This is a genomic window from Chloroflexia bacterium SDU3-3 (genome assembly GCA_009268125.1).
In the GTDB taxonomy this organism is placed as follows: Bacteria; Chloroflexota; Chloroflexia; order Chloroflexales; family Roseiflexaceae; genus SDU3-3.
The window spans coordinates 115,452-141,960 of sequence record WBOU01000013.1 but is presented as its reverse complement, the minus strand read 5'-3'; the positions used below and the strand labels follow the sequence as shown (position 1 = coordinate 141,960).

Genomic DNA, 26,509 nt, shown 5'->3' with positions numbered 1-26,509 from the left:
CATCATGGCGGCGCATGGCGATCATCGGGCCGGGGAGCACAAAAACCTATTTACCACCAAGGCTCCAAGACTCCAAGGGAACAAAAGACTCTAAAAGAGGCGAGGAGCCAACCCTACTGACCCGGCCCATGCGGCGAAGATGCCGCAAAAGTCTTGATGGCCATATGCACGAAGGCCAGCTGCCAGAGAACGGCATCGGAACGCCTCAAATTGGGGTTCGAAGGGGCATCGCCCCTCGCGGGGGTTCTGAGGGCTGGCCCCCAGACGCCGCCCGCGTAGGGCACACACCCATCAATAAAGAGGAACCATCCTCATCGAAGCAGCAAGCGGTTGCTCCAACCGGGCAACGCTCCAAGCACTGCCTACGATCAACCTGACGCGAAAGCTTCCCCTTTCCCCACCCCCTACGCCCCCAAAGCCCGAGCCAGCGCCAGCGCCACGTGGCGGTTGATCGTGCGCTCGTCGCCGTACTGCGCGGTGACGCACGAGGGGCAGCCGCGGCTCTCGGGGTGCGCCGCACAGTAGGGGCACTCCGCCAGGATCTGGGTGGCGCGGGCCAGCACCTGCGGCAGCCGCGTGAACGCCGCCTCGGCGATGCCCACGCCGCCCGGCACTGCGTCGTAGAGCAGCAGCGTGGGCCTGCCGGTGTCGGGGTGGGCCTCCAGCCCCAGCGCGTCGATGTCCGCCGGGTCGCACAGCGCCTCGATGGCGGCGGCCATGCGCATAGCCCCGGCCAGCGAGTACAGCCCGGCGGCGCGCTCATCCTCGGGGTGCTGGGCCAGCGAGGCCGCGTCGCAGGTGAGCCAGAGCGCCTGGGTGTCGTAGGCCATGGGCGCGGGCGCGGCGCGGCCCAGCGGCCTGAACGGGAAGCGATCGCCGCGTGCGAACAGCGGCACCTCGTAGTAGCCCAGCACCCGCGTGCTGCACCGGATCTGGCCGAAGGCCGCCTGGGCGACGCCCACCTGTCGCGTGCGCTCGGGCTGGGCCAGCGATGTCTCGCGCTCCACCTTGGCGGTGGTGGTGAACTCGGGCCGCTCCACCTCCTGCACCTGGATCTCGCCCTTGCCGCGCCGCCAGTCCAGGTCGCAGCGCGTCACGCGGTAGTAGCGGTCGATGTGCTGGTAGTGCGCGTACAGGTGCAGCGCGCGCTGCGCTCGCGCCGCATCCACCTCCACAATGCTCTGGCGCGAGGCCGCATCCACCACCGCCACCGAGAACGCGATGTTGCGGAAGGGTGTGCGCGACAGCTCGCGGCCCTGCTCGGTGAGCGCCAGCGCGCCGCCCGCACCCTCGGCCAGCAGCCCCTCGTCCGCCAGCGCCTGTGCGGTGGCCTCGGCGGCCCCGCCGAACATGGCCAGCTCCTCGCGGCGCAGCGGCAGCTCGCGGGCGGCGGCCAGCAGGTGCCCGCGCACAATGTAGGGGTTGTCGGGGTTGCAGTAGAGCGGCTCGGCCTCCAGCTTGAACAGCACGTCGGGGTGCTGCACAAAGAACTGGTCGAGCGGGTTGCTGGCCGCGATCAGCGCCACCACGCCCTCGCCCGCGCGCCCGGCGCGGCCCGCCTGCTGCCAGAGCTGCGCGATCGAGCCGGGGAACCCGATGATCACCGCCGCCGAGAGGCTGCCGATGTCGATGCCCATCGAGAGCGCGGTGGTGGAGATCACCCCATTCAGCCGACCCTCGCGCAGGTCGCGGATGATTGCCCGCTTGTCGGCGGGCAGCAGCTCGCGCATGAACGGGCGGATCTGCGCCTCGCTGATGCCGCCATCGCGCAGCTCGGCGCTGGTGAAGCGGTAGATATCATTGATCTCGCTGATCGAGCGGGCGAAGGCTATGGTGCGCACGCGCTGGCCCAGCAGGTGCAGCAGCGCCTTCTTGGCCTGGGTGGTCAGCGCGGTGGATGGGGTCTCGTCGTCGGCGCTGCCGTTGATCAGCACGAACTTCCGCCGGTGCTGCCGCGCGCCCGCGCCCTGGGCATCCACCACCGCAGGCTCGCGCCCGATCAGCCGCGCCACGGTGCTGGCCGGCTCCACCAGCGTGGCCGACGCGCACAGGAAGCGCGGCGCGGCCCCGTGCAGGCGGCACAGCCGCTGGAGGCGGCGCAGCAAATTGGCGAAGCCCGCGCCCAGCACGCCCCGGTAGGTGTGTAGCTCGTCGATCACCACGTAGCGCAGGTTGCGGAAGAGGTACTGCCAGCGCCGGTCGCTCGTGGCCCCATCCAGCAGCGCGGCGTGCAGCATGTCGGGCGTGGTGAGGATGTACTGCGGCTGCCTGCGGCGGATCTCCTCGCGGTCGCCCTCGCTCACCTGGCCGTCGTAGCGCGCCACCGTCAGTCGTCCGGCCCCGGTGTCCAGCGTGCGGCACACGTTGTGGATGGAGAAGCGCTCGCCCTTGGCGTACCAGTCGGTCTCGCCCGCATCGATGCGCGAGACGGCGTTGAGCTGATCCTCGGTGAGCGCCACCAGCGGCGAGATATAGAGCGCGGTGGCCGATGGGTCGCGCAGCAGCGTATCGAGCACTGGCACGGTGTAGGTGAGCGACTTGCCGCTGGCGGTGGGCGTGGTCACGACCACATCGCGCCCGGCCAGCGCAGCGTCGATGGCGGCAGCCTGGAAGGCGTAGAGCTGGCCGCCCGCAGGCAGCAGCCGCCCCAGGGCGCGGCGCGTGCCCACGTGCAGCTGGCCCAGCCGCTCGCTGTCGGCGTAGCGCGGCTCCTGGGCGGGCAGCTCGTGGATCTGCACGCGCTCGCCAAACCGCCCGGCCAGCGAGGCCGCCAGCGCGTCGGCCTGCACCTCGGCGGCGGCCTGGAAGATCAGCGGGGCGTCATCCAGCCCGAAGTCGCGCAGATCCTGGGCGTCAAAGTCCATCGGCGCGCGGCTGCCGTCGTTCACGCAGTGCTGGCAGTACAGGCCAGGCTCGAACGGGCGCTTGGTGGCGCTCCATGCGCCCTTGGCCACCTGGCCGCCCTGGTCGATCAGGTCGCGGCGGGCGCGCTGCTGATCCTCGGCCATGGCGATCTGGAAGATCTGGAACGGGCGGCGGGCCTCGCCCCGGTTGTGCCTGCGGCAGCGGATGGTCTGGGTGTCCATGGTTGTGCTCCTATAGCATGCTCTGAAGTATGGTGCATTGTTTTGAGTGGCGCAGCTTGCGCATGGCCTTCCCCTCGATCTGGCGCACGCGCTCGCGAGTGACGCCGAGCCGCTGGCCGACCACCTCAAGCGTGCGCGGCCCCGCGCCATCCAGCCCGAAGCGCAGACTCACCACCTGGCGCTCACGCTCGGTCAGCGTGCCCAGCAGGTCGCGCAGGCAGGCGGAAAGCTCGCCCTGAGCCGCCGCCGTGTCGGGCGCAAGCTCCAGCGGCGAGGCGATCACATCGCACAGCGACATGCTGCCATCCTCACCCAGCGGTAGGTCGAGCGAGACGACCGAGCGCATCTGGGCGCGCAGCAGCGCCACTTTCTTGGCGGGCAGGCCCGTTGCGGCGGCGATCTCGGCATCGTTTGGCTCGCGCCCCAGCGAGCTGTAGAGCGCGCCTGTGGCGCGGCGCACGGCGGAGAGCGATTCAACCACATGGACCGGCAGCCGCACCAGCCGCTCCTTGTCGGCGATGGCGCGGGTGATGGCCTGGCGCACCCACCACGTGGCGTAGGTCGAGAGCCTCAGGTTCTGGCCCAGGTCGAAGCGCTCGATGGCGCGGTTGAGTCCGATCGCGCCCTCCTGGATCAGGTCTTCGACGCTTAGATGGTAGATCTGCCGCACGTAGCGGCAGGCAATCTTGGCGATCAGCCGCATATTGCAGCGGATCAGCTCGTCGCGGGCGCTCGCCGCCGCCTCTAGACGCTGCCGTGCGGCGGTGCGCTGGCGCTGGCTCAGATCCAGCAGCAGCTCGGCCTCGGCCCGCTGCCCGTCGGCCACGATCTCCAGCAGCCGCCGCTCCTGCCCCACGCTCAGCAGCGGGTGGGCGAGGAGGCCGCCTCGGATCGTCTGCAGCAGCGCCACCACCTCCTGCGCGGAGGCCTCAGCGGCAGCGTCGGCATCCTCGGCGATCGCGTTGAGATCTTCGACCACTAGGATGCCCTGCTGGTCAAGCGCATCGAGCACCTGAACGTACAGATCATCGCTACCATCAGGCGCGATCTGGCCCAGGGTGGTCTCGATCTGATCGTAGCTGACCCGCCCGCCGACCGTATCCAGTAGCTCGATGACCTGCGCAGCAGTAATCGTCTGTGTGGTGGCGCATTCCATGGACGTGTGGCCTTTCTGCCAGAAGATGCTCGCTCGCGGCGGGGGCCGGGGAGGCCGTGCCAGCGCCGCTTTCTGCCCCTAGCATACACGCCAAGCGCGGGCACATATGCGCACCGTATAGACCATATTCTGAGCGATTAGAGAACATTTTGACAACATTAGAGAAAAGTTACGACACCGCAACTTGAGAGACAGCCACCCCAACTAAAAATAAACTATCGTTTTTCCTCTATGGATCACCTCATTTGCTTTGTAGAGGAAAGGCTCTTCCTATGCGACGACGCGCACCTCTGTATCTGCTTGGCGTCGTGCTGCTGGCCGCGTGCCAGATGCAGTCTGCCGCCACGCCGCCCACCGCTACCCCAAGCGCCAGCGCCGCGCCCACCACGCTAGCGGCGCCCGCAGGCAGGCTCAGCATCGCGCCGGTGGATGCGGCCATACCCGCGAGCTTCAAGGCCACATCGGGCCACTTCGCCCTCTTCCAGGTGGCTGCGGTGGCCAAGGCCGCGGCGCTGCCCGCGCTCAGCCCCGCGCCCGACCTGAGCAATGTGGCCGTCACCGCCCTGCTCACCCCCGAGCAGCGCTCCATGGTCGCACTCCAGGGCTTCACCATCAGCCCCGCCGACACCAAAGAGTTCTACGAGGTCTACGAGCGCGCCCGCTACAGCTACGCGCCCGCCTTCGTCACATCCGACTCCATCCTGCACGTCTACCATCTGATGTTCGACAAGATGCTGCGCACCACCGAGTCGCAGTATCTAGCCGATATGCTCACCCGCCTCGACTGGGAGCTGATGCGCGCATCCACCCAGCAGTACGAGCAGCTGCGCGGCACCCCGCTGGAGCAGCCCGCCCGCCGCAACGCCGCCTACTTCGCCGTGGCCGTGCACCTGCTCCAGCCCGAGTGGAGCATCCCCGAGGCCCTGCGCGACCTGGCCCAGCCCGACCTCGACCAGATCGCCGCGCACAGCGGCTTCGCGCCCTCGGCGATCTTCCCCGATCTGCCCAACGGCGAGGACTGGAGCCAGTACGTGCCGCGCGGCCACTACACCGCCAGCGAGAAGCTCGCGCGCTACTTCACCGCCATGATGTGGCACGGGCGCATGGCCATGAGCACATCCAGCGACACCGCGAGCCAGCAGGCCGCGCTGCTGGCCATGGCCATGCGCGACACCACCATCGGCTCCTACCAGGCCGCCGATGTGTGGAGCGGCATCTACGAGCCGACGGTCTTCTTCGTGGGCAAGAGCGACGACCTGACGCCCCCCGAGTACATCGACCTGCTAGAGAAAACCTTTGGCGCAGGAGCCGCACCTAGCGCGCTGCTCGACACCGCAAAGCTCGCGCAGCTGCGCGATCAGGCCGCCGCGCTGCACCCGCCCCAGGTAAACACTAGCCAGGGTGCGGGGCTGCGCTTCATGGGCCAGCGCCTAGTGCCCGACGCCTACGTCTTCGACCAGCTGATCGCGCCCCACGTCGAGGGGCGCTCGCTGCCCAAGGCGCTGGATCTGTTCGCCGCCATCGGCTCCGAGCGCGCCAGCCAGCACCTGGCCAGCGCGGGCGACAGCGCCATGCCGGGCTACCAAGACCAGATCGCCAAGCTCCAGAGCACCTTCCAGGGCTATAACCAGGACACCTGGACCCAGAACCTCTACTGGTCGTGGATCTACAGCCTGCGACCCATGCTGGAAAAGCCCGGCGACGAGATGCCCTTCTTCATGCGCTCGCAGGCCTGGCAGGACAAGCAGCTGAACGCCGCCATCGCCTCGTGGAGCCAGCTGAAGCGCGACACCATCCTCTACAGCAAGCAGGCCTACGCCGAGGGCGCGTGGCTGCCGCCGCCCTCGCCCGACCTGCCCAAGGGCTATGTTGAGCCGGTGCCCGAGCTGTACGCCCGCATCGGCGCGATGACCACCATGCTGAAGGAGGGGCTTGACTCGCGCGGCCTGCTGGATGACGATGGGCGCACCCTGCTGGAGAACATGCAGCGCGTGGTCGCCACGCTCAAGAGCATCGCCGAAAAAGAGCTGACCGGCGTGACGCCCACCGAGGACGAGTATCAGTTCATCCGCAGGTACGGCGTGGAGATCGAGGCGCTGACCCTGAGCGCCCACGACGACGAGAACGCCTACGTTGGCCCGCAGGAGAACGGGTCGAGCGAGATCCCGCCCGAGGTGGCCACCGTGGCCGACGTGGCCACCAACCCCGGCGGCAGCGTGCTGGAGGAGGGCGTGGGCCGCGTGTTCAACATCTACGTGGCCGTACCAGTGGAGGGCAAACTGGTGCTGGCCCAGGGCGGCGTATTCTCGCACTACGAGTTCGAGCAGCCGCTGGGCGAGCGCCTGACCGACGAGGCCTGGAAGAAGCGCCTAGAGGCGGGCGACGTGCCCCCGCTGGCCGACTGGACAGCGAGTTTTCTGGTGGCGCAGACCGCCGACCAGCAGCTCTCGGACACCATCCTGAACTTCAACACCGCGCTGGTCAACGCCTTCTGGAACACCAACGCCAGCCAGGTGGAGAGCTACCTGGGGCCGGATGAGCTGGCCGACACCAAGGCCTTCATCCAGGGGCTGGTGGATGATAAGACCTTCCTGGGCATGAAGCGCCACAGCATCGATTTCCGCTCCTTCGACATGCAGGACGCCAGCCACGCCACGGTGGCCACCCGCGAGCGCTGGTCGGAGAAGCTCTACCCCGGCTCGGTCTCCGACCTGCCGCCCGACGAGGGCAGCCTGCCCAAGCCCATCGGCGTGCGCGACGCCTACGACTCGGATGTGACCTACACGATGGAGAAGCAGGGCGATAGCTGGATCATCACCAAGATCGTGACTAAGGCCGATCTGCCACCGCTGCAGAAGCCATGAGCGTGCGGCGACTCCTGATCGCGCTGGCGCTGCTGGCGGGCCTCGCGCCCAGGCCCGGCAGCGCCGCGCCCGCCGTGGCCTGGCAGCCGCTCTACACCCGCCAGGGCTGGGATGGCGGCCCCGCGCTCGACATCCGGGCCGTGGGCGATGTGATGCTGGGGCGCGGCGTGGCGAAAGCGGCCCAGCAGCAGGGCTACGGCTACGCGCTCGCGCTGGCCAGGCCGCTGCTGGCGGGCGATCTGGCGCTGGGCAACCTAGAAAGCCCGCTCACCGAGCGCGCCGCCGTGCGCAGCGGCCCCTACCGCCTGCCCGCGACGCCCGCATTCGCCCCGGCCCTGCGCGCGGCGGGCTTCCATGCGCTGTCGCTGGCCAACAACCACGCGCTCGACGCCGGGCCAGCCGGGCTGCGCGATGCGGCCCAAACCCTAGAGGCCCAGGGCATCGCGCCGCTGGGTGCGGGCAATGGCGCGCAGGCTGCTAGCACCGCCCGCATGCTCACGGCGGCGGGCCAGCGCGTGGCGCTGCTGGCCTACAACCAGGTGCGCGACCCCGCCGACCAGCCCGACGAGGCCGAGGGCTGGGGCCGCGCCTGGCTGGATGACAACGCCATCGCCCACGTGCGCGCCGCCGCCCGCCGCGCCGACCACGTGGTGGTGCTCGTCCACTGGGGCGAGGAGTACCAGCACGCGCCATCGCCCGCCCAGCGCGACTGGGCGGCGCGGCTGGTGGCCGCCGGAGCCGACGTGGTGCTGGGCGCGCACCCGCACGTGCTCCAGCCCGTGGAGTTGCTGGACGCGGGCGGGCGGCGCGGCGTGGTCGCGTTCTCGCTTGGCAACTTCATATTCGACCAGGATGGCCGCGCCGACACCAGCCGCAGCGCGGTGCTGCGGGTGCGGCTCGACGCGCGCGGGGTCGCGGCGCTGGAGGCCGCGCCGGTGGCCATCCGGCGTGGGCAGGTGGCCGCAGCGCCCGCAGGCTCGGCCAGCGCCGCCGAGGCACTGGCCGAGCTGCGCCCAGCCGAGGCGCGGGCCACGGCAGCATGGCGCTGGGAAAAGGGCACTGCTACGCCGATATCCACGCCTACGGATGAGGGCCTGCGCCCCGCGCCCACCGCCTTCTCCGCCGACCTGCGCGGCGACGGACACCCGCTCTGGGTCACGCTCGACAGCCGGGGCATCGTGCAGGTGCGCGCGAACGCATCGCGCACGTCAAAGCTGCTCTGGCAGAACGAGTCGCCCGCGTGGCAGGTGCGCCGCATCGCCAGCGGCGACGCCGACGGCGACGGCAGGGCCGACCTGCTGCTGGCGCTCTGGAAGCCGGACGCGCAGGGCGTGCTGCGCTCGCACCCCTTCCTCGTGGGCTACCGTGGCGGCGCGTTCCGTGTGATCTGGGGCGGCTCGCCCACGCCCATGGGGCTGCAGGATGTTCGCGTGGGCGATATCGACGGCGATGGGGATGACGAGGTGGTGCTGCTGGAGGGCGGCGAGCGTCCCGGCGACCTAGGCCAGCGCATCAGCGTGCTGCGCTGGGACCACTGGATGCTGGGGGTGGCGTGGCGCTCGCCGTCCGGCCACTACCGGGCCATCGACCTGCGCGACGCCGACAGCGACGGCGCGCTGGAGATCTTGGCAGGTGCGAGCCCGCCTCTAGCGCGCTAGGAAAAGATCGCTGAGAGAGCAATGTATCTCAACCCATGATTGTGGCATGCCATCCCACTTTTTTCATGCGGTGAAGGTGCCGCCGAGCAGCAGGGGAATGCTCAAAATTGGGGGTTCCAAGAGGCAATGCCCCCTTGCGGGGTTCCTAGGGCTGGCCCCTCGGTGCCGCCCGCGCAGGGCATCCACCCACCGGATAAGAAGAATCACCCTTACAGGGCCAAATGATCCTGAGGGTGTTTACTCGGTGCGAATCAGCGTTCTTAGCAACGGGCAGCGGTCGCGGGCTGTTTCGATTGAGAGCGAGCAGCATATTACGCTAAGCAGTGATGCTCCATATCATGAGGATCGCCCATCGGATTCTATCCCAGAGGTGACTATAAGTGACTACCATGTCTTTCTACCGGTGATTGCACGGTAGATACCCGCTACTCCATACTTTAGGGACAGCAGCCGTAGCGAAAGCTTACGGCTGCTGTTTTGTTTGTAAAATACCTGCGAAGAAAAGCGGTAGCCCGCATGTGCGGATATGGCTATACTACCCCTATCACGAGCGAGCAGATGGAGGATGGGATGAGAGAGCTAGAGATTGAGACGATCGCCACGCCGATCGGCGATGTGGTGGTAGTGTGCGACAGCGGCGCTGCGGCCTACATAGATTTTGCCGACAACACGGTGCGGCGCGAGCGGCTGCTGGCCCAGCGCTATGGCGCGCACGCGCTGGTGTCCGGCGCGGCGGCGCGCGGCCTGGGGGCCATGGTGGCGCGCTACTTCGCGGGCGAGCTTGGCGCGCTGGATGCCATGCCCGTCACCCTGGGCGGCACCGAGTTCCAGCGGCGGGTCTGGCTGGCGCTGCGCGGCATCGCGGCGGGCAGCACCAGCAGCTACGGTGCGCTGGCGGCGCGGCTGGGCCTGCCCGGCGCGGCCAGGGCGGTGGGCCTGGCCAACAGCCTCAACCCGATCAGCCTGGCGCTGCCCTGCCACCGCGTGGTGGGTGCCGACGGCTCGCTGACGGGCTACGCGGGCGGGCTGGAGCGCAAGCGCTGGCTGCTGCGCCACGAGGGCGCGCTGGCTGGCGAGGCGGTGCAGCTATGGAGCTGACCCGCGACCATATGATCGAGCGCATGCTGCGCTCGGATGCCAGCTACAACGGGCGCTTTATCACGGCGGTGCGCACCACCCACATCTACTGCCTGCCCGGCTGCACGGCGCGCAAGCCACGCCCCGAGAACGTGGAGTTCTACGCCACGCCCGACCAGGCGCTGGCGGCGGGCTACCGCGCCTGCAAGATGTGCCGCCCCGACGACTTCTACCACGGCGTGGATACCGAGGAGCGCCTAGCCGAGCGGCTGGCCGAGGCGATCTGGGCCGACCCCGCCAGCTTCCGCGATGTGCCCACAATGGCCATCGCTGGCGGCGTGGGCCAGACCAAGCTGTTCGAGCTGTTCCGAGCCTACTACCACACTACGCCCGCCGACATGCTGGCGCGCGCGCGGGTCGAGGCCGCATGCAGGGCGCTGCTGGGAACCGATGCGACCATTATCGCCATCGCTGGCGATGTGGGCTTCGAGAGCCTCTCGGCCTTTCAGGAGAACTTCCGCCGCCACACGGCCATGTCGCCCAGCGCCTATCGCCAGCTGCGCGAGGGGCGCGGCTTCGCGCTGGCGCTGCCCGAGGGCTTCCAGGCGCGGCAGGCGCTGGCCTACCTGGGGCGCGATCCGCATAGCCTGACCGACCGGGTGGAGGGGGATGTGTGGGCCAGCGCGCTGCGGCTGGCGGGCGGCGGGGCGGCGCTGCTGCGGGTATCGTTGGGCGAGCATGTGGCCCAGTGCGAGCTGATCGCGCCCGCCACGCTCGATGCCGAGGCCATGCGCCAGATCCACACCCACGTGTTTCTGGGCTTGGGGCTGGCGAGCGACCCGCAGCGCTTCGAGGCCATGGCCGCAGGCTCGCCCGAGGTGGCGCGGCTCACCGAGGGCCAGCGCGGGCTGCGCATGCCGCTGGTGGCCGACCACTTCGATGGGCTGGTCTGGACGATCATCGGCCAGCAGATCAATCTGCCTTTTGCCTATGCGCTGCGCAGCCGCCTGACAGAATTGGCTGGACAGCCGCTGGTGGGCGGGAGGTATGCCCCGCCCGCGCCCGAGGCCGTGGCGGCGCTGGGCGCGGGCGCGCTCTCGCCGCTCAGCTTCTCGCGCTCCAAGGCTGCCTATCTGGTGGGCGTGGCCCAGGTCGTGGCCGAAGGGCGGCTGCCGCTGGCCCAGCTGGCCCGCCGCAGCGCCCCGGCGATCGAGCGCACGCTGCTGGCCACGCGCGGCATCGGGCCGTGGTCGGCCCAGTATATGCTCATGCGCTCGTTTGGCTTCGCCGACTGCGTGCCGGTGGGTGACGCCGGGCTGCTGGCCGCGCTGCGCACGTTTTTTTCGTTGGGCGAGCGCCCCGATCGTGCGACCACGCTGGCGCTGATGGAGCGGTTTGCGCCCTACCGCAGCCTCGCGACCTTCCATCTGTGGCGGCGGCTGGGTACGGCGGGGTGAGGCTGTGGCATCCAGGCGGGAAAGCACCCGCCTGGATGGTGCGAAAAGAGCTAGGCGGCTATCTGATCAGCCTGGCTGCGGTTGCGGAAGCGGTGCTGGGCCAGCGCCGCCACAAACGATGTGATCGTGGTGGGCTGCCCGCCTTGGTCGACAAACACGCCGTAGCCGCTCAGGTCTTTTTCGCCATGCAGCAGCCGGGCGGTCTCGGTGGCCGCGAACAGATCCGTGCCCTCTGCTAGGGCGGCGATCGGTTTGCCGTGCTTGAAGGCTTGGTCGATAAAGGCGCGTGCGTCGCCCATCTTGCGCAGCGCGGCGATGCCCTGTGCGCCGCCGGGCACTGCCACCGCATCAAACAGCACCGAGGAGGTGTTGGCCAGCGTCTTGGTCGCCTCCACCCCCGCCTCGCCACCCAGCGGCCCCAGGTGCGGCCCCACCACCTCGCCGATCGCACCCTCGGCGCTCAGGGCGGCCTGGATGGCCTGCACCTGCGCGGCGCTTGTGCCGCCAGCGGCCAGAATCGCGACCCTGCGCCCCTTGGCCACGCTGGGCTGGCCTTGCTCTAGGCTCAGCCCGCCGGTGTGCTGCAGCCCGCCCGAGGCGCTGGTGGGCGAGGTCGCGCTGGCCAGGGCCGCGATCTCGGCGGCGGAGTCGGCGGTGCCGTCGGGCGGGGCCAGGGGGCCGCCGCTGGCAGGCCGCTCGCCCAGCGCCAGCGCCACCTGCGCGCCGAGCGTTGGGTTGATCGTGTGCAGGTGGTCGAGCATGCGCACGCGCACCTCGCGGGTCTCCACCTTGCTCAGCTCAAACTGCAGCGCCTTGACGATATGCTCGCGCTCGACCGGGGTCATGCTGTTCCAGAACAGCCGCGCCTGCCCGTAGTGGTCGCCAAACGACTCGCTGCGCACCCGCACCTTCGGCCCGCCCACCGGCGCGGGGTAGCTGGCGAAGCCGCGCTGGTTCGTCACCTCGTCGGGCGAGTGGCCATCGAGCGAGGCGGGGGCGTAGGAGACCCGGCCCTTGTTGATGGTGGTGCGCATGTGGGCGTCGCGCTGGTTGTTGGCGACCGCCGCCACCGGGCGGTTGATCGGCAGCTCGGGGAAGTTCGGGCTGCCCAGTCGGCTCAGCTGCGTGTCCATGTACGAGAAGTTCCGCCCCTGGAGCAGCGGGTCGTCGCTGAAGTCGATGCCGGGGACGATGTTGGTGGTCATAAAGGCCACCTGCTCGGTCTCGGCGAAGTAGTTGTCGGGGTTGCGGTTGAGCACCAGCTTGCCCACGATCTGCACCGGGAACAGATCCTCGGGCCAGAGCTTGGTCGCGTCGAGGATGTCGAAGTCGAGCTTGCCCTCCTCGCCATCGGCCAGAAGCTGTACGCCCAGCTGCCACTCCAGCGGCCTGCCCTGCGCGATCGACTCCCACATGTCGCGCCGGTGGAAGTCGGGGTCTTTGCCCGCGATGATCTGGGCCTCATCCCACACCAGCGAGTGCGCGCCCAGCACAGGCTTCCAGTGGAACTTCACAAAGGTGCTGTCGCCCGCCGCGTTGATCAGGCGGAAGGTGTGCACGCCGAACCCCTCCATCATCGCGTAGCTGCGCGGGATGGCGCGATCGCTCATGATCCACATGAGCATGTGCATCGACTCGGGCGTGAGCGAGATGAAGTCGTAGAAAGTGTCGTGGGCCGAGGCCGCCTGGGGGATCTCGTTATGCGGCTCGGGCTTGACCGCGTGGACGAGGTCGGGGAACTTGATCGCATCCTGGATGAAGAATACAGGGATGTTATTGCCGACAAGATCCCAGTTGCCCTCGTCGGTGTAGAGCTTCACCGCGAAGCCGCGCACATCGCGCGCGGTGTCCGCCGAGCCGCGCGATCCCGCCACCGTGGAGAAGCGCACGAAGGCGGGCGTGCGCTTGCCCACCTGGGTCAGCACGCTGGCGGTGGTGTACTGCGCCAGCGATGTGCTCAGCTCGAAGTAGCCGTGCGCCGCCGCGCCGCGCGCGTGCACCACCCGCTCGGGGATGCGCTCGTGGTCGAAGTGCTGGATCTTCTCGCGCAGGATGTAGTCCTCAAGCAGCGTCGGGCCGCGCGGCCCGGCCCGCAGCGAGTTCTGGTCATCGCCTACTGGCTGGCCCTGGTTGGTGGTCATCGGCTGGTCGTCGGCGCTGGTGAAGGCGGCGAGATCGGCGTCCTTCTGCGTGGGCTTTATCACATCATCGCTCATCGCTACTTCCTCTCTTGCGTATGATGAAGACGCCTCACGACGTAGCATAAGCGGTGCCACACCATACCCGACTTTCATGTGGAATAGTGGCCAGCGCAAAAAGCCCACACAGCAGCGCGCTGTGTGGGCTGGGGTGCGAGCGGCGGCTATGCCTTGCTCATCGTGCTCGGCGCGTGCACCGCCCTGGCGGCGAGCTTGGCTGCGATGCCCAGCGGGAAGCGCTTGGCGAGCGCCGCCAGCAGCGCGTTGAGGCTGCCATCCACCGCCACGCTCTGCCCGCGCTCTAGGGCGCGCAGGCCGGTGGCCACCACCTGCTGGGTGGTGCGCATCGCGCCAGCGGCGGCGTCGCGGGTGCCGAGCACGGCGAAGAAGTTGGTCGCGGTGGCACCGGGGCAGAGCGCCACCACCTGCAGCCCCTCGCTGCGGTACTCCTCGGCCAGCGCCACCGAGAACGAGGTGACGAAGGCCTTGGTGGCGGCGTAGACCGCCATGGAGGGCACCGGCTGGAACGAGGCGGTGGAGGAGACGTTGATCACCGCGCCCCGGCGGGCCAGCAGCTGCGGCATCAGCGCGTGGGTCAGCTCGACCAGCGCGGCGATGTTCACCATCACCTGCTCGTGCTGGCGCTCGGCGCTGATGCTGGCGAAGGGGCCGTAGCCGCCCAGCCCGGCGTTGTTCACCAGCAGGTCGACTACCAGCGCGCGGCGCTCTAGCTCCTCGGCCAGCCTGGCCGCGCCGTGCTCGGCGCTCAGGTCGGCGCGCACGGCGATGGCCTGCACCTTGTGCTGGGCGCTCAGCTGGGTGGCCAGCTCGCGCAGCTTTTCCTCGCTGCGCGCCGCCAGGATGACGTGCATGCCGCGCTTGGCCAGCTCGTGGGCGAATGCCATGCCGATGCCCGACGATGCCCCGGTGATCAGTGCGGTCTTTCCTTTGTAGCTGAACATAGTGCTGCTCCTTCTTGTAGCGATGTTCTTATTCGATAACGCTGTTATTTATTGGGTAAAAGCAACGCACGCCGTAGCGACGTGCGTCGTTTGCTATGGGAGAACGATGGCGGCGACCATGGTGCTCACCATCTGTGCGTAGATCGCCCTGGCGATCTGCTCGGTGTGCAGGTGCCCGGCCAGGGCCAGCTGGATGACGCCGTGGAGCGCCGCCCAGAGCATCTTGGCCTGCACGAAGCTCTCGCCTGCGGCCACTAGGCCCTGCTGGCGGTAGCGGTCGAGCAGGGCGATCAGCATGTCGATGGCGTTTTCCATCTCCTGCTTGCTCTCATCGTTGGGTTTGAACTCGGCCAGTGTCCCGCTAAACATCATGGTGTAGTAGTGCGGGTGCTGTTGGGAAAACTGCCAGTAGGCATCGGCCAACCTTGCCAGCACCTGGCGCGGCTCGCTGTCCAGCGATACGCTGGCCATGGTGGCGTTCAGCAGGCGGCAGCCTTCCTGAAACAGGGCGTTGGCCAGGCTATCTTTGCTGCCGAAGAGGCTGTAGATCACCGTGGTGGAGCAGCCGATCTCCTGGGCGACGCGCCGCACGGTGATGGCCTCGCCCCCGTGGCGCTGGAGCAGCCTGGTGGCGGCGGCGATGATGGCCTGCCGCAGGGTCTCTTGGTTGTGGTCGCGCACTGCGCTGTATGTTGTCATAAAGAAGAGCGCTATAACAATGTTTTTCAAGAAAAACACTGTATCACGACATGTGGGCGCTGTCAACCCCGTACAGCGCAGCGGTGAACTTTTAACCACGAAGACGCCAAGGCACGAAGGGGAAAAATCGGCGCTTTTCGGCCTGTGGGCCATGGGCAAGGCAGGATCGCACGATGCAAATCATGGACGTAGGGGCGGGTCTTGTGCCCGCCCGCGACGGGGTTTATCGTATACATCGAACATCCCTGCGATGCATGCGATGAACCCCGTCGCGGATCAACATCGCCACGCGCCGTGATCATCGGTTGGATTGCGATGCCTGCGGCGGGTCACGATGGGGCGGGCACGAGACCCGCCCCTACACCAATGGCGCGGCATTGCGGGCATCGGATCGGAGCCAATGTCGGCAATGCGAGATCATCGGCAGTCAACCGCTTTCGCCCTTGGTGTCTTGGCGTCTTGGCGGTAAACGGTTCTTGTACCCTTTGCGTCTTCGCGTCTTCGTGGTAAACAATCTTCCGCATATCGATGGGACATATGCCCCACCGCAGCGGGGAAATTTGCCGCTTGTCAGAAAACAGCGCATACACTACAATTCATCGTAATCGCAGTCTTTCTATCTTGTTAGGAGCGTGTATGCAGCAGGTTAGCGAACACGTCGATGCAGCCTATCTGCAGCAATCTACCCCGCGCCCGCTTTCGCCGGTGCTACTGCTGAACCTGTTTGGCGAGTATACCTTCGAGCGCCCCGAGCGCTTCCTCAACCCCATGCTGCTGCTGAGCGTGGTGGCGCTGCTGGTGCTGACCGTGATGCGCATGCCGCTGGTGCTGGTGGCGCTGCCGCTTACGCTGCTGGTGGGTATGTTCTTGTTTGGCACCTACCGCATCGGCATGCGCGTGTGGGACGACATCTTCCTGCTGCGCAACGGGCTGATGCTGCGCGCCCATATCCTCAAGCTGCGGCCCAATCGTACGCTCACGGGCGATATCGAGGGTGCGCTGCTCGACTGCGCGATCGCGGTCGCGCCGCGCCGCACCTATGTGGGCAGCATCTGGGTGGCCGATGGCAACGAGGCGCTGCGGCTGCTGCGCCAGGGGCGGCTGCAGGTGCTGTGCCTGCCGCGCACGCCCGGCACCTGGCGTGTGCTGGAGCCGATCCAGTCTTCGGTGCGCTACGACCGGATCATGCCGGTGATCATCCCGCACGATGTCTAGCGGCCACGCTGCGGCTGCGCGGGCGATCCAGATCGCCCGCGCAGCCGTTTTTTTATTGTGGTGTCGCGCAGGTAGGAGAAACGCTATGGCCGTCGCAGATCTGCCGCTGCCGCCGGGCAGCGATGGCATGCCCGTTGTGGGCGAGATGAACCACTGGTGGCTCGACCCGCTGGGTTTCGCGCAGGAGCGCCATGCCCGCTACGGGCCGGTGTTCCGCACCCACCTGCTGGGCAGGCCGTGCGCCGTGCTGCTGGGGCCGGAGGCCAACCGCTTCATCCTGGGCAGCCACACCCACCTGTTCTCCTCGCGCGATGGCTGGAGTCGCACGCTCACCGCGCTGATCGGCGACGGCCTGTCGCTGATCGACGGCGCGCAGCACCGCCGCCACCGCAGCATGATCATGCCCGCGCTGCACGCCACGGCGGTGCCGCGCTACCTGGGCCTGATGCAGCGGCTGGTGGAGGCGCACGCCGATGTGTGGCTGCGGGCGGGCGAGATCCGGCTGTTCGACGGCTTCAAGCACCTGAGCTTCGCGGTGGCGGCGGGGGCCATCCTGGGCCTGCCCGATGGCCCGCAGGCCCGCGCTTTCGCCCACGAGTTCCACGTGTTCAGCCGGGGGTTGTTCGCCTTCCCTGCGTGGCGGCTGCCCTTCCTGCCGTTTGGCCGCGCCTGGGGGGCCGCACAGGATCTGCGCCGCACCCTGGCTGGTATTATCACCGAGCGGCGGCGCAGGCCCGACGACAGCATGCTGTCCATGCTGATCGCCGCGCGCGACGCCGACGGCCAGGGCTTCAGCGATGCCGAGCTGGTGGATGAGCTGCTGGTGCTGCTGTGGGCCGGGCACGACACTATCACCTCGCTGCTGACGTGGGCCTGCTACGAGCTGCTGCGCCACCCCGCCGAGCTGGCCGGGCTGCGCGCCGAGCTAGCCGCCACGCTGGGCGAGGCCCCGCTGCGCGCCGAGCAGCTGCGCCAGCTGCCCTACCTCGACCGCGCGCTCCGCGAGGCCGAGCGCCTGCACCCGCCTGCGCCCGGCGGTTTTCGTGGCGTGGTGGAGGAGTTCGCCTATGGCGGCTACCGCATCCCCAAGGGCTGGACGGTGATGTACTCCAGCGTGTTCACCCACATGATGCCCGAGCTGTGGCGCGAACCCGAGCGCTTCGACCCCGAGCGCTTCGCGCCCCCGCGCGAGGAGGGCCGCCACCCCTTCCACCTGATCGGCTTCGGCGGCGGGCCGCGCGTGTGCGTGGGGCTGGCCTTCGCGCAGCTGCAGATGCGGGTGGTGCTGGCCCACCTGCTGCGGCGGCTGGATCTGGCGCTGGTGCCAGGGCAGAGCTTCCGCGCGGTGCCGGTGCCCACCAAGATGCCCTGGGACGGCCTGCGGGTGACGGTGCGCCCGCGAAGATGAGTGAATTTGCCCTATTGACTAAAGTGCTAGCGCATGATACTATGCCAGCATAGTAATTTTTGAGCGCACGTGGTGCCTATGAATGACGAGATCAGCTATCAGATCATCATGCTTGCCCATTCTCACCGGCAGCGCTGCGAGGAAAATCTCAAGAAGATCGGCCTCTACGCTGCGCAAGAGCATATCCTCTTTCTGCTGCACGAGGAGGATGGCCTGACGGCCACCCAGCTGGCGGCGCGCTTTAGGGTGGGCCTAGCCACTATCGGCAAGTCGCTGCAGCGCATGGAGCGCGCTGGCCTGGTGGTGCGCCGTCCCGACCCCGAGGATCGCCGCGCTTTGCAGGTGTTCCTCACCGAGGAGGGCCGCGCGCTCTACGCCCCAGCCCAGCAGGTGTGGCAGGATCTGGCGGCCTGCACCGTGCGCGGCATGAGCGATGTGGAGAAGGTGCTTTTTCTCCGCCTGCTCCAGCAGTCTGTGGCGAATCTGGGCGAGGAGTAGGACGACGAGGTGTTTTTTTGTTCTAAATACTATGCTGGCATAGTATTTGCTAAACATATCTTTGGCGAGAGGAGAAGAAGATGGGCGACATGAAGGCGATTGTGGTAGAGGGCTATGGTGATGTCGGCGTGCTTGAGCTGAAGCAGATCCCACAGCCGGAGCCGGGCGAGGGCGAGGTGCTGGTGCGCGTCCATGCGGTGGGCGTCAACGCGATCGACTGGAAGATCCGCTCGGGCGCGATGCAGCGCATGATGCCGGTGAGCTTCCCGTGGGTGCCCGGCGTGGAGCTGGCGGGCGTGGTGGAGCGCGTCGGGCCGGGCGTGGCTGGCTTCTCGGTCGGGCAGGAGGTGTTTGGCCGGGCCAACGCCGGTGCCTACGCCGAGTACTGCGTGGCCCCCGCCACCACCCTTGCGCCCAAGCCGCCATCGCTCACGTTTGTCGAGGCGGCGACCATCCCTATCGGGGCGAGCACCGCCTGGCAGGCGCTTTTTGACGAGGGCGGCCTTCAGCCGGGCCAGCGGGTGCTGATCCTGGGCGGGTCGGGCGGCGTCGGCATGTTCGGGGTGCAGTTTGCCCACGCCAGCGGCGCGCAGGTGCTCGCGACCACATCCACCAGCAATGTCGAGTTTGTGCGCTCGCTGGGTGCCGACACGGTGATTGACTACACGCAGACCCCCGCCGTTCCTGTGGAAGATGTTGATCTGCTCTTTGACGCGGTCGGCGGCGCGACGGCCGCCAGCGCCATGGCGGCGCTAAAACGGGGCGGGCGGTTTGTCAGCATCGTGAACCCGCCCGACGGTGCGCAGGCCGAGTCGCTTGGCGTGAAGGCATCGTTCTTCTCGATGCGAGCCTCTGCCGAGCAGCTCGACACGTGGTCGCAGATGCTTGAGCGCGGCGAGCTGCGCACGCTGGTTGGGGCGGTCTTCCCGCTGAGCGAGGCTGCCCAAGCCCATGCGCAGAGCCAGCGCGGGCATGGTCGGGGCCGGATCGTGCTGCAGGTGGTGTAGCTATGTGCGGGCCACCCCAAGGGTTGATCTCAACCCTTGGGGTGGCCCGTGGTTTTGCTGAAGGAGGATACGATGCCGCTGCTCAAAGTCTGTCTGAACGGCGCGCGCGCGCCAGGCGATCACCCCGCGCTGCCGCTCTCCCCGCGCGAGCTTGCGGATGCGGCGTGGGCTGCGGTGGACGCTGGCGCGCAGGCCATCCACATGCACCCGCGCGGTGCCGCTGGGCACCAGTCGCTTGCGGCGGCGGATGTGGGCGCGGCGCTGCTGGCGGTGCACGCCGCCTGCCCTGGTGTGCCTGTGGGCGTGAGCACGCTGTTCAGCATCCTGCCGGATGTCGAGGCGCGCCGTGCTGCGGTGGCCTCGTGGCGCGAGCTGCCCGATTTCGCCTCGGTCAATTTCTCCGAGCCGGGCGCTGGCGAGCTGTGCGCCGCGCTTGCGGACCTGGGCGTGGCGGTAGAGGCCGGGATCGACAGCGCCGCCGCCGCCGAGGCCTATGTGCGCTGGGGGCTTGCCGGAGCATGCCTGCGGGTGCTGATCGAGCCAGGCGAGCCGACGCTCCACGGCGCGATGGCGACCATCGCGCAGATTGAGGCGGCGCTCGACTATGCCGCCGATCGGACGCCCCGCCTGCTGCACGGCCAAGATGCTACCGCCTGGCCGGTGCTCGATCTGGCGCTGGCGCGCGGCTACAGCACCCGCATTGGCCTGGAGGATGTGCTCGACCTGCCCGGCGGCGCATTGGCGCAGGATAACGCTGCGCTTATCGCCGAGGCACGCCGAAGGGCGAGCGCCGCTGGGCATGCCTAGCGCCTAGTTGAGCGCGAACAAGGTAGCTTGCCGCAGCTGCAGATGCGGGTGGTGCTGGCCCACCTGTTGCGGCGGCTGGCTCTGGCGCTGGTGCCGGGGCAGAGCTTCTGCGCGGTTTTGGGGCATACCAAGATATTCCGGGAGTACTGTTGATGATATTGGGTAACGCCATACTGAAAGTTGGTAAATAAGATGTCTTGCTATATCAGCTGATATAGCAAGACATCTTATTTAGTATGTGATATATTTTACCTGTAAAATTATATTTTTGATTGACATATGTGATATGCTTATATTGCATGTTTTATGGCAGAGGCACACTTGAAATGAGGCATATCATGAGTGATTCTGAAAATATTGCAAGTGATTCTCCGACAGTCTTTGAGTTTATGAACCAGCTAAATCCAAAATGGAATTTGGATGATTGGTTTGCTTGGCCACCGGATGTTTTTGCTCTAACATCGCTAATTTTTAGCCGCACTGGTAGTTATCTCTTGGCGGTAGCTCCAACAAAAACATGGCCTGAAAGCAAGACTTGGGATAAAGATCTTGAAGCTTATAAGAAAGAATGGATTGAGAATATTGTAAATGAAAACTCACACATGGAGAAATTAGAAAAACTTAAGAATAAGCTTCGAGAAAGCGCTGGAAGAGTAACATTGAGACATCTATCAGCACTTATTAGTCCAGATACAAAGAAGGATCTATTCGATGAGAATGAGTATGTTGAATCTAAAAATGAAAATGCCTATAGCTATAATCAAGATGATGCTTGGGAAGTTGCAAAGGTTTTATTAGAGCTACATGCAATAGCTGATGAGACCTGTAGAGGATTTGGCATACCATTAGTAGAACACACTGATGATAATAAGGAGCATGATTTAAGACATAAAACGAAGATGGTTATATTTGTTGCCAATAACTTGCTTTCTTTGCATGGGACACTGTCTCGTCTTCCGAAAAATATTGTATCTATCTTGCCAAAGCTACGAACCCCTACTGTAGGGATGACTCTACGCTCAGTGTCTCATCATCTGACATCTCACCAGACAGAAGCAGAGATACGCTGGAGAACAATGCCTTTAGTTAATATTGATGATAATATTGTTAATATATTAATAATCCCCTGGCCTTTCACGATTGATACTGATCGTTTTCGGGCTAGTACATTTGCTACTGATAGGAATAGTTATGAAAACACAAGATACTTTCAATATATTGGCGCGAAAGAAGAATTCAAACCTGATGTTGCGTATGATCTGATAAAAAATGCAGAAGAATCAATTGGCCGCATTCATATGGTCGTCTTGCCAGAGCAGGCCCTAACAGAAAAACAGCTAGATGCATTTTTAAGTTTCCTTACCAAAAACCAAGATAGAGATAAGATGCCGATAGTTATATCGGGTATCTGTGGCCATGCGGGTGATAATCTTGATGAAATTGATACTGGCAGGCTCTCTAATAATATGGTTTACATGTCTACGTTTTTTGCTGGTAAATGGTATCGGATGATGCAGAATAAGCACCATCGTTGGTGTCTTAATCAACAGCAGATTTTACAATATAAGCTGGGTAGTGTGCTAACAAGTAAAAAATTATGGTGGGAGGCGACCAATTTCTATATGCGGAGGCTTTCTGTCCTTGCAGCAAATGAATGGTTTACGCTTTGCCCTCTGGTCTGTGAAGACCTTGCTCGGCTTGACCCCGTGTCGGAGCTGGTACGAGGGATAGGACCCACACTGTTGATAGCATTGTTACTTGATGGCCCGCAGAGCAAAGCTCGCTGGTCTGGGCGCTATGCAAGTGTGATGGCTGACGATCCTGGTACATCGGTACTGTCGTTAAGCGCATTGGGCATGACAAAACGTGGTAATGATAAACGTTATAAGGATGGCTGGAAAAACATAGCACTTTGGAAAGATGCGACCCATGGTTATGAGGAGATCAATATTGATTACGATGAGAAGATTGTAAATCCCTCAGCTGATGTGCATGTGGGTGTAGTATTGACTATTAATGCTGGATCAGATTTGGATATGACAGCAGATGGCCGCCATCATGAAAATAATAGTGCTATTTTTGTTTATCAGGGTGTTCATCAAGTAAATAGCATAAGAGCTAAAGGATCTGAAGGCGTATGTAAGGGAAGTGATATTCAAGATCAGGCTGCTTTCTCAGAAGATAATGATTTTCTTGAGATCAGCCTTTTTACGCATTTAGTTGATATTTGTATTGGTCTAAGTAGAAAATCTATATTAGATTTAAATAAGTATATTAGTGGTAATAAAACAGGGAAAGTTAAAAATACAATTGAAAAAATAATAAAATATTATATTCATCCGAAAATGAATATAATACATAGTAAAGATAGGGATTCTCCAGAGAAGCTTGTGAAGTATACAGATTTCATATGTGATATGCTGTATAAGGTTAATATTGATGATTATGAAAAAGAAGAAAGTAATTATAATGATAAATATATAAAAGACCTTATAAGTGTTTCTGGTTATATGCTGTTTTTGGTGGAAGAGAATGAGAAGTTTCGTTTTGGTGGGTTGAAAATTTTAAGCTACGATGTTTATGGTGGAATAATGACGAGTTCTGGCGATAAATCAGATAGTAAAATCGATGGTGGTGATATTTATAAGTCCGTAGGTAAATTAGAGAAGAAGAATCCACAATCAGTACGTATACTTATATATAGTGCTCTAACAATTCTATGGGCAGTTCATCGACGGATAGAAGCTAAACGCAGTCAGGGTTGCTTTAATAAAGATGATGGTATTCTATTAAGGCAGATTGAGTTGATGCTAAGTAAGAATTATGATAAGCAATGGTTGAGCGTTCGGAATCAAGGACATCAGTCTTAGTTGGTTTAACTTGGAATAGTGGTTCTAATCTTAACTGTAGCCAACATGGATTTGCTTGTGGCTTGGATATCATAATTTTGCCGACCCGCCGCACCGCATGCGTGTCTGCTGCGGTGCGGCGGGCGCTGCGCCTAGTTGCGCTCGAACAGGTAGGCCGCCGCCGCGCGCCCCAGCACCATCACCGAGAACTGGCGCAGCAGCGTGAAGTTGGTGTTGCGGCGCAGCGCCGTCTCGAACGAGCGCATGTCGCCGGTGAGCGCCACGAGGCGACCGGCGGGCCGCACCACGCGGCTCATCTCCTGCAGGAACGCGGGGTAGAGCGTGCGGTTCTCCTCGTACGAGCCGATCTGCTGGCCGAAGGGCAGGTTCACCACCACATTGCTCACCGACTCGTCGGCGAGCGGCAGGCTGCGCGCATCCCACTCCTCGATGCTGATCGGCTTGTAGCGCGGCCCGATGTTTGTTAGGGTAGCCGCCACGGCCTCCTCGCGGATGTCGCCGCCGTAGAGCTGCTTGTAGCGCCCGGCCTCGCCGCGCTCGATCAGGATGGTGCCCGCGCCGCACATAGGGTCGAGGAACACATCGGTGGGGCGCGGGCGCGAGAGCCAGACCAGCGCCGCCGCCGCCGAGGGCCGCAGCGACGCGGGCAGGTGCTCGCGCTTCTCGGTGTGGCGGCGCATCTTCTCGTCGCTCAGGCGCAGCGCCACGATGGCCTCGTTGGTGAGCATGGTCACCCACAGCTCGATCGCGCTCTGCTCGGCCAGCTCCCACTTGCGGTCCTCGCGCTGCTTCATGCCCTTCTCCACGGCCTCTTGGGCGTCCACGCGGCGGTAGCTGGCCTGGTTGGCCTGCCGCGCGATCACGCGGAAACGCGTCTTGCCGCCGCGCCCGCCGAAGCCAGGCCGCAGCGAGCGGATGAGCGTGAAGGCGTCCTCCATCTGCGCGGCCTTCACGCCATCGGTGAGCAGGCGTAGCCCGGCGTAGACTGGCGGCAGCCCGGCCTGGCTGAGCACCTGCACAAACAGATCCTCGATCGTGCGCAGGTCGAACAGATCCTGGATCGCGCCATCGTAGTGGAAGAGCACCATGCCATTCTTATCGGAGACCGAGCGGGTGCCCAGCACCTTTAGCCCGGTGTACTCCTGGCGCAGCTGCTCGGCCACGATCTCCTCGAATCCAACTTGGGTGTGGGCAATATAGATCAGCTTTTTCACGTCTGTTTTCCTCTCCTCATTTTGAAAGAGTCTCGGCTCTTTTTCAATGCAAAGCAAATGATAGCGCTGGTTTTTTGCGAGCAGCGTCAGAGACAGGCTTGGGGAGGCGCGCTGCCTCCCCAAGCTGGAACGTAGGAACAAGTTAGGCGGGCTAGCCGCGCAGCGAGCGCACGAACTGGGCCGCGCCCTCGACCTGGGCCTCGGGCGCGAGGCGGTCGAGCGTGTTGATCAGGGCGCTGGCCACGATCGCGCCGTCGGCGTAGGCGCCTACCTGCTGGATGTGCTCGGGCGTGCTGATGCCGAAGCCCACCACTAGCGGCAGGTCGGTGTGCTGGCGCACGCGGTGCAGGAAGTCGGGCAGGCCCGACCACAGCTCCTTGCGCGCGCCGGTGACGCCGGTGAGCGCCACGCAGTAGATGAAGCCGCTGGCCACCTTGCCGATCTGCTCCATGCGCTCCTCGGGGGTGGTGGGGGCCATGAAGCAGATCAGGTCCAGCCCGCGCGCGCGCGAGGCCGCGCCCACCTCGGCGGCCTCCTCGGGCGGCAGGTCGGGGATGATCAGGCCGTCGACGCCCGCCGAGGCCGCGCTGTCGCACAGCCGCTCGACGCCATACTGCAGGAAGGGGTTGTAGTAGCCCATCATCACCAGCGGGGCCTTCAGGCCGCGCTGGCGCAGCGTGGCGGCCGTCTCTAGGCAGTAGGGCAGCCGCACGCCGTTGGCGAGCGAGCGCTCTGCCGCGCGCTGGATGGTCGCGCCGTCGGCCAGCGGGTCGGAGAAGGGCACGCCCAGCTCGAACATGTCGGCCCCGGCGGACTCAAGCGCGGGCGCGAGCTCCAGGGTCGATTCGCGCTGGGGGTAGCCGATCATCAGGTACGGCATCAGCGCGAGCTTCTTTTCCGCCTTGCAGCGGGTAAAAACGTCTGCGATTGTGCTCACAGCTTACCTCATCTTGCCCCGCGCACATTGCGGACAAGGGCAGTCCCAAGCAGAAAGTAGACAAAGGCCATCGCAAAGATCACATTATACCCGAGTGTGGGCATGCCGTTGCTGCGCCCGACGCGCTGGAACTCATCGAGCAGCGCGCCCGCGATCGGGGTGGCCAGGATCTGCGGCAGGGTGTCGGCGATGTGCCACATACCCATGTCCTTGGCGTACTCCTCTTGGTTGGGCAGCACGTCGGTGATCAGCGCCCAGTCGACCGAGCGGTAGGCTCCGTAGCCCACCCCGAACACCACGCCCAGCAGCACCACCACCTCGAAGCGCCCGCTGAGCGCGAACACCAGCACCACTAGCGCCTGCAGCCCGCCGCTGATGTAGACCATGATCTTGCGCCCGTAGCGGTCGGAGAGCTTGCCTGCCACCAGCGAGCTGCCCACCGCGCCCACCAGCAGCGCGATAATGAAGAACGAGGTCGCGGCGGCGGCGGTGCTAGCCAGCGCTATGCCGAAGAAGGTGTAGGTGTGCTCGGCGCTGCCGCCGCCCACCACATCCTGCATAAAAAACTGGATGAACTCCTGCACGGTGAAGGTGCCCAGGATGACCAGGAAGCGCGTGAAGAACACCCAGCCGAAGTCGCGCGAGCGGAAGGGCGCGAGCATGCCGCGCAGCGCCACGCCCCACCGGAACGGCGCTGCGGGCGGCGCGGGCGGCTCGTGCACGAAGCGCACCGTGATCAGCATGGCCACCAGCATGATCGCGGCCAGCATCAGGTATGCGCCCGACACGCCGCCCACCACCGGCAGCAGCAGCCCGGTGATGCCGCCCACGAAGGTGCCCAGCATGCTCATCAGGCCCATCCAGCCGCTGGCCGAGCCGCGCTGCTCGGGCGGGGTGATGTCGGGCAGCAGCGCGGTGTAGGGAGCGGTGGCCAGGTTGTTGAACAGCTGGAGCCACATGAAGGTGGCGATGTAGATCGGCAGCGCGCCTGGCCCTGCGTGGATGTTGGCCATCACCAGCAGCCCCGCCACGTTGCAGATCGTCCCAACGACGAGGAAGGGCTTGCGCCGCCCCCAGCGCGTGCGCACGCTGTCGCTCCAGGCCCCGAAGAAGGGCGCGACCACCATCGACACCAGCGCGCCGAACAGCAGGATGCTGCCCAGCGTGCGGCCCTTGAACTCGGCCCCGCCGATCGCCTCGGCCTGGAGGGGCAGCAGCGTGATCAGGATGGCCGACCAGTGGGCGCTGGTGGCCAGCCAGTAGACGCTCAGCACGATCTGCTGGGCCGTGGTGAGCGGGCGGCGCGTGTCGGCGGCCTGGGCGGAGATGTCGCGCATAGCACAAGCTCCCTTGCCAAGCGCGCGGGGCGCTCTGGCGAAAAATGATGGCATCGTTT

Annotated in this window: 18 protein-coding genes; 10 read left to right on the top strand and 8 right to left on the bottom strand. The window is 64.9% G+C overall.

The genetic code is table 11. From position 1 onward, the window contains the following. Positions 1–404: 404 nt before the first annotated feature. A complete protein-coding gene (locus F8S13_19905) occupies positions 405–3,236 on the bottom strand; it encodes a DEAD/DEAH box helicase (GenBank protein KAB8141363.1) in 2,832 nt (943 codons plus the stop codon). Then, the gene (locus tag F8S13_19900) at positions 3,097–4,242 is read right to left on the bottom strand and encodes a sigma-70 family RNA polymerase sigma factor (protein ID KAB8141362.1); all 1,146 of its coding nucleotides are present in this window, start codon (positions 4,240–4,242) and stop codon (positions 3,097–3,099) included. Before F8S13_19900 ends, F8S13_19905 begins: the two co-directional genes overlap by 140 nt. A 272-nt stretch (positions 4,243–4,514) precedes the next feature. Between F8S13_19900 and F8S13_19895 the strand changes: the two genes are divergently transcribed. From F8S13_19895 to F8S13_19880, 4 genes are all read left to right on the top strand, one after another. Beyond that, positions 4,515–7,106 (top strand): DUF3160 domain-containing protein, encoded by a 2,592-nt coding sequence (locus F8S13_19895; protein KAB8141361.1) that lies wholly within the window; start codon positions 4,515–4,517, stop codon positions 7,104–7,106. Beyond that, positions 7,103–8,764 (top strand): CapA family protein, encoded by a 1,662-nt coding sequence (locus F8S13_19890; GenBank protein ID KAB8141360.1) that lies wholly within the window; start codon positions 7,103–7,105, stop codon positions 8,762–8,764. Before F8S13_19895 ends, F8S13_19890 begins: the two co-directional genes overlap by 4 nt. A 570-nt stretch (positions 8,765–9,334) precedes the next feature. Further along, entirely contained in the window at positions 9,335–9,862 is a 528-nt protein-coding gene (locus F8S13_19885) for a methylated-DNA--[protein]-cysteine S-methyltransferase (protein ID KAB8141359.1), read from the top strand. Next, positions 9,853–11,298, top strand: coding sequence for a DNA-3-methyladenine glycosylase 2 family protein (locus tag F8S13_19880; GenBank protein KAB8141358.1), 1,446 nt, complete (start codon positions 9,853–9,855; stop codon positions 11,296–11,298). Before F8S13_19885 ends, F8S13_19880 begins: the two co-directional genes overlap by 10 nt. A gap of 50 nt (positions 11,299–11,348) precedes the next feature. On the opposite strand, the gene F8S13_19875 is transcribed toward F8S13_19880, so the two are convergent. From F8S13_19875 to F8S13_19865, 3 genes are all read right to left on the bottom strand, one after another. Continuing rightward, a complete protein-coding gene (locus tag F8S13_19875; GenBank protein KAB8141357.1) occupies positions 11,349–13,514 on the bottom strand; it encodes a catalase in 2,166 nt (721 codons plus the stop codon). Between the two features lie 146 nt (positions 13,515–13,660). Then, positions 13,661–14,458 (bottom strand): SDR family oxidoreductase, encoded by a 798-nt coding sequence (locus F8S13_19870; GenBank protein ID KAB8141356.1) that lies wholly within the window; start codon positions 14,456–14,458, stop codon positions 13,661–13,663. 93 nt (positions 14,459–14,551) lie between these two features. Further along, positions 14,552–15,310 carry a TetR/AcrR family transcriptional regulator gene (locus F8S13_19865; protein KAB8141355.1) on the bottom strand — a complete coding sequence of 253 codons (759 nt, stop codon included), beginning with the start codon at positions 15,308–15,310 and terminating at the stop codon, positions 14,552–14,554. A gap of 483 nt (positions 15,311–15,793) precedes the next feature. Here F8S13_19865 and F8S13_19860 point away from each other — a divergent pair, with 483 nt between their 5' ends. From F8S13_19860 to F8S13_19835, 6 genes are all read left to right on the top strand, one after another. Further along, positions 15,794–16,372, top strand: a complete 579-nt coding sequence (locus F8S13_19860) for a hypothetical protein (GenBank protein KAB8141354.1) — start codon at positions 15,794–15,796, stop codon at positions 16,370–16,372. Next, a complete protein-coding gene (locus tag F8S13_19855; GenBank protein KAB8141353.1) occupies positions 16,365–17,780 on the top strand; it encodes a cytochrome P450 in 1,416 nt (471 codons plus the stop codon). Before F8S13_19860 ends, F8S13_19855 begins: the two co-directional genes overlap by 8 nt. A gap of 78 nt (positions 17,781–17,858) precedes the next feature. After that, a complete protein-coding gene (locus F8S13_19850; GenBank protein ID KAB8141352.1) occupies positions 17,859–18,278 on the top strand; it encodes a MarR family transcriptional regulator in 420 nt (139 codons plus the stop codon). 80 nt (positions 18,279–18,358) lie between these two features. Next, entirely contained in the window at positions 18,359–19,285 is a 927-nt protein-coding gene (locus F8S13_19845; GenBank protein ID KAB8141351.1) for an NADP-dependent oxidoreductase, read from the top strand. A gap of 72 nt (positions 19,286–19,357) precedes the next feature. Next, positions 19,358–20,092 carry a hypothetical protein gene (locus tag F8S13_19840; GenBank protein ID KAB8141350.1) on the top strand — a complete coding sequence of 245 codons (735 nt, stop codon included), beginning with the start codon at positions 19,358–19,360 and terminating at the stop codon, positions 20,090–20,092. Positions 20,093–20,430: 338 nt separating this feature from the next. Beyond that, positions 20,431–22,962, top strand: coding sequence for a hypothetical protein (locus F8S13_19835; GenBank protein KAB8141349.1), 2,532 nt, complete (start codon positions 20,431–20,433; stop codon positions 22,960–22,962). Positions 22,963–23,093: 131 nt separating this feature from the next. Here F8S13_19835 and F8S13_19830 read toward each other — a convergent pair whose 3' ends face one another. The 3 genes from F8S13_19830 to F8S13_19820 form a co-directional block, all read right to left on the bottom strand. Further along, entirely contained in the window at positions 23,094–24,176 is a 1,083-nt protein-coding gene (locus tag F8S13_19830; GenBank protein ID KAB8141348.1) for a methyltransferase domain-containing protein, read from the bottom strand. A 151-nt stretch (positions 24,177–24,327) separates the two neighbouring features. After that, the gene (locus tag F8S13_19825) at positions 24,328–25,113 is read right to left on the bottom strand and encodes a tryptophan synthase subunit alpha (protein KAB8141347.1); all 786 of its coding nucleotides are present in this window, start codon (positions 25,111–25,113) and stop codon (positions 24,328–24,330) included. An 8-nt stretch (positions 25,114–25,121) separates the two neighbouring features. Further along, the gene (locus F8S13_19820) at positions 25,122–26,504 is read right to left on the bottom strand and encodes an SLC45 family MFS transporter (protein ID KAB8141346.1); all 1,383 of its coding nucleotides are present in this window, start codon (positions 26,502–26,504) and stop codon (positions 25,122–25,124) included. Positions 26,505–26,509 lie beyond the last annotated feature (5 nt).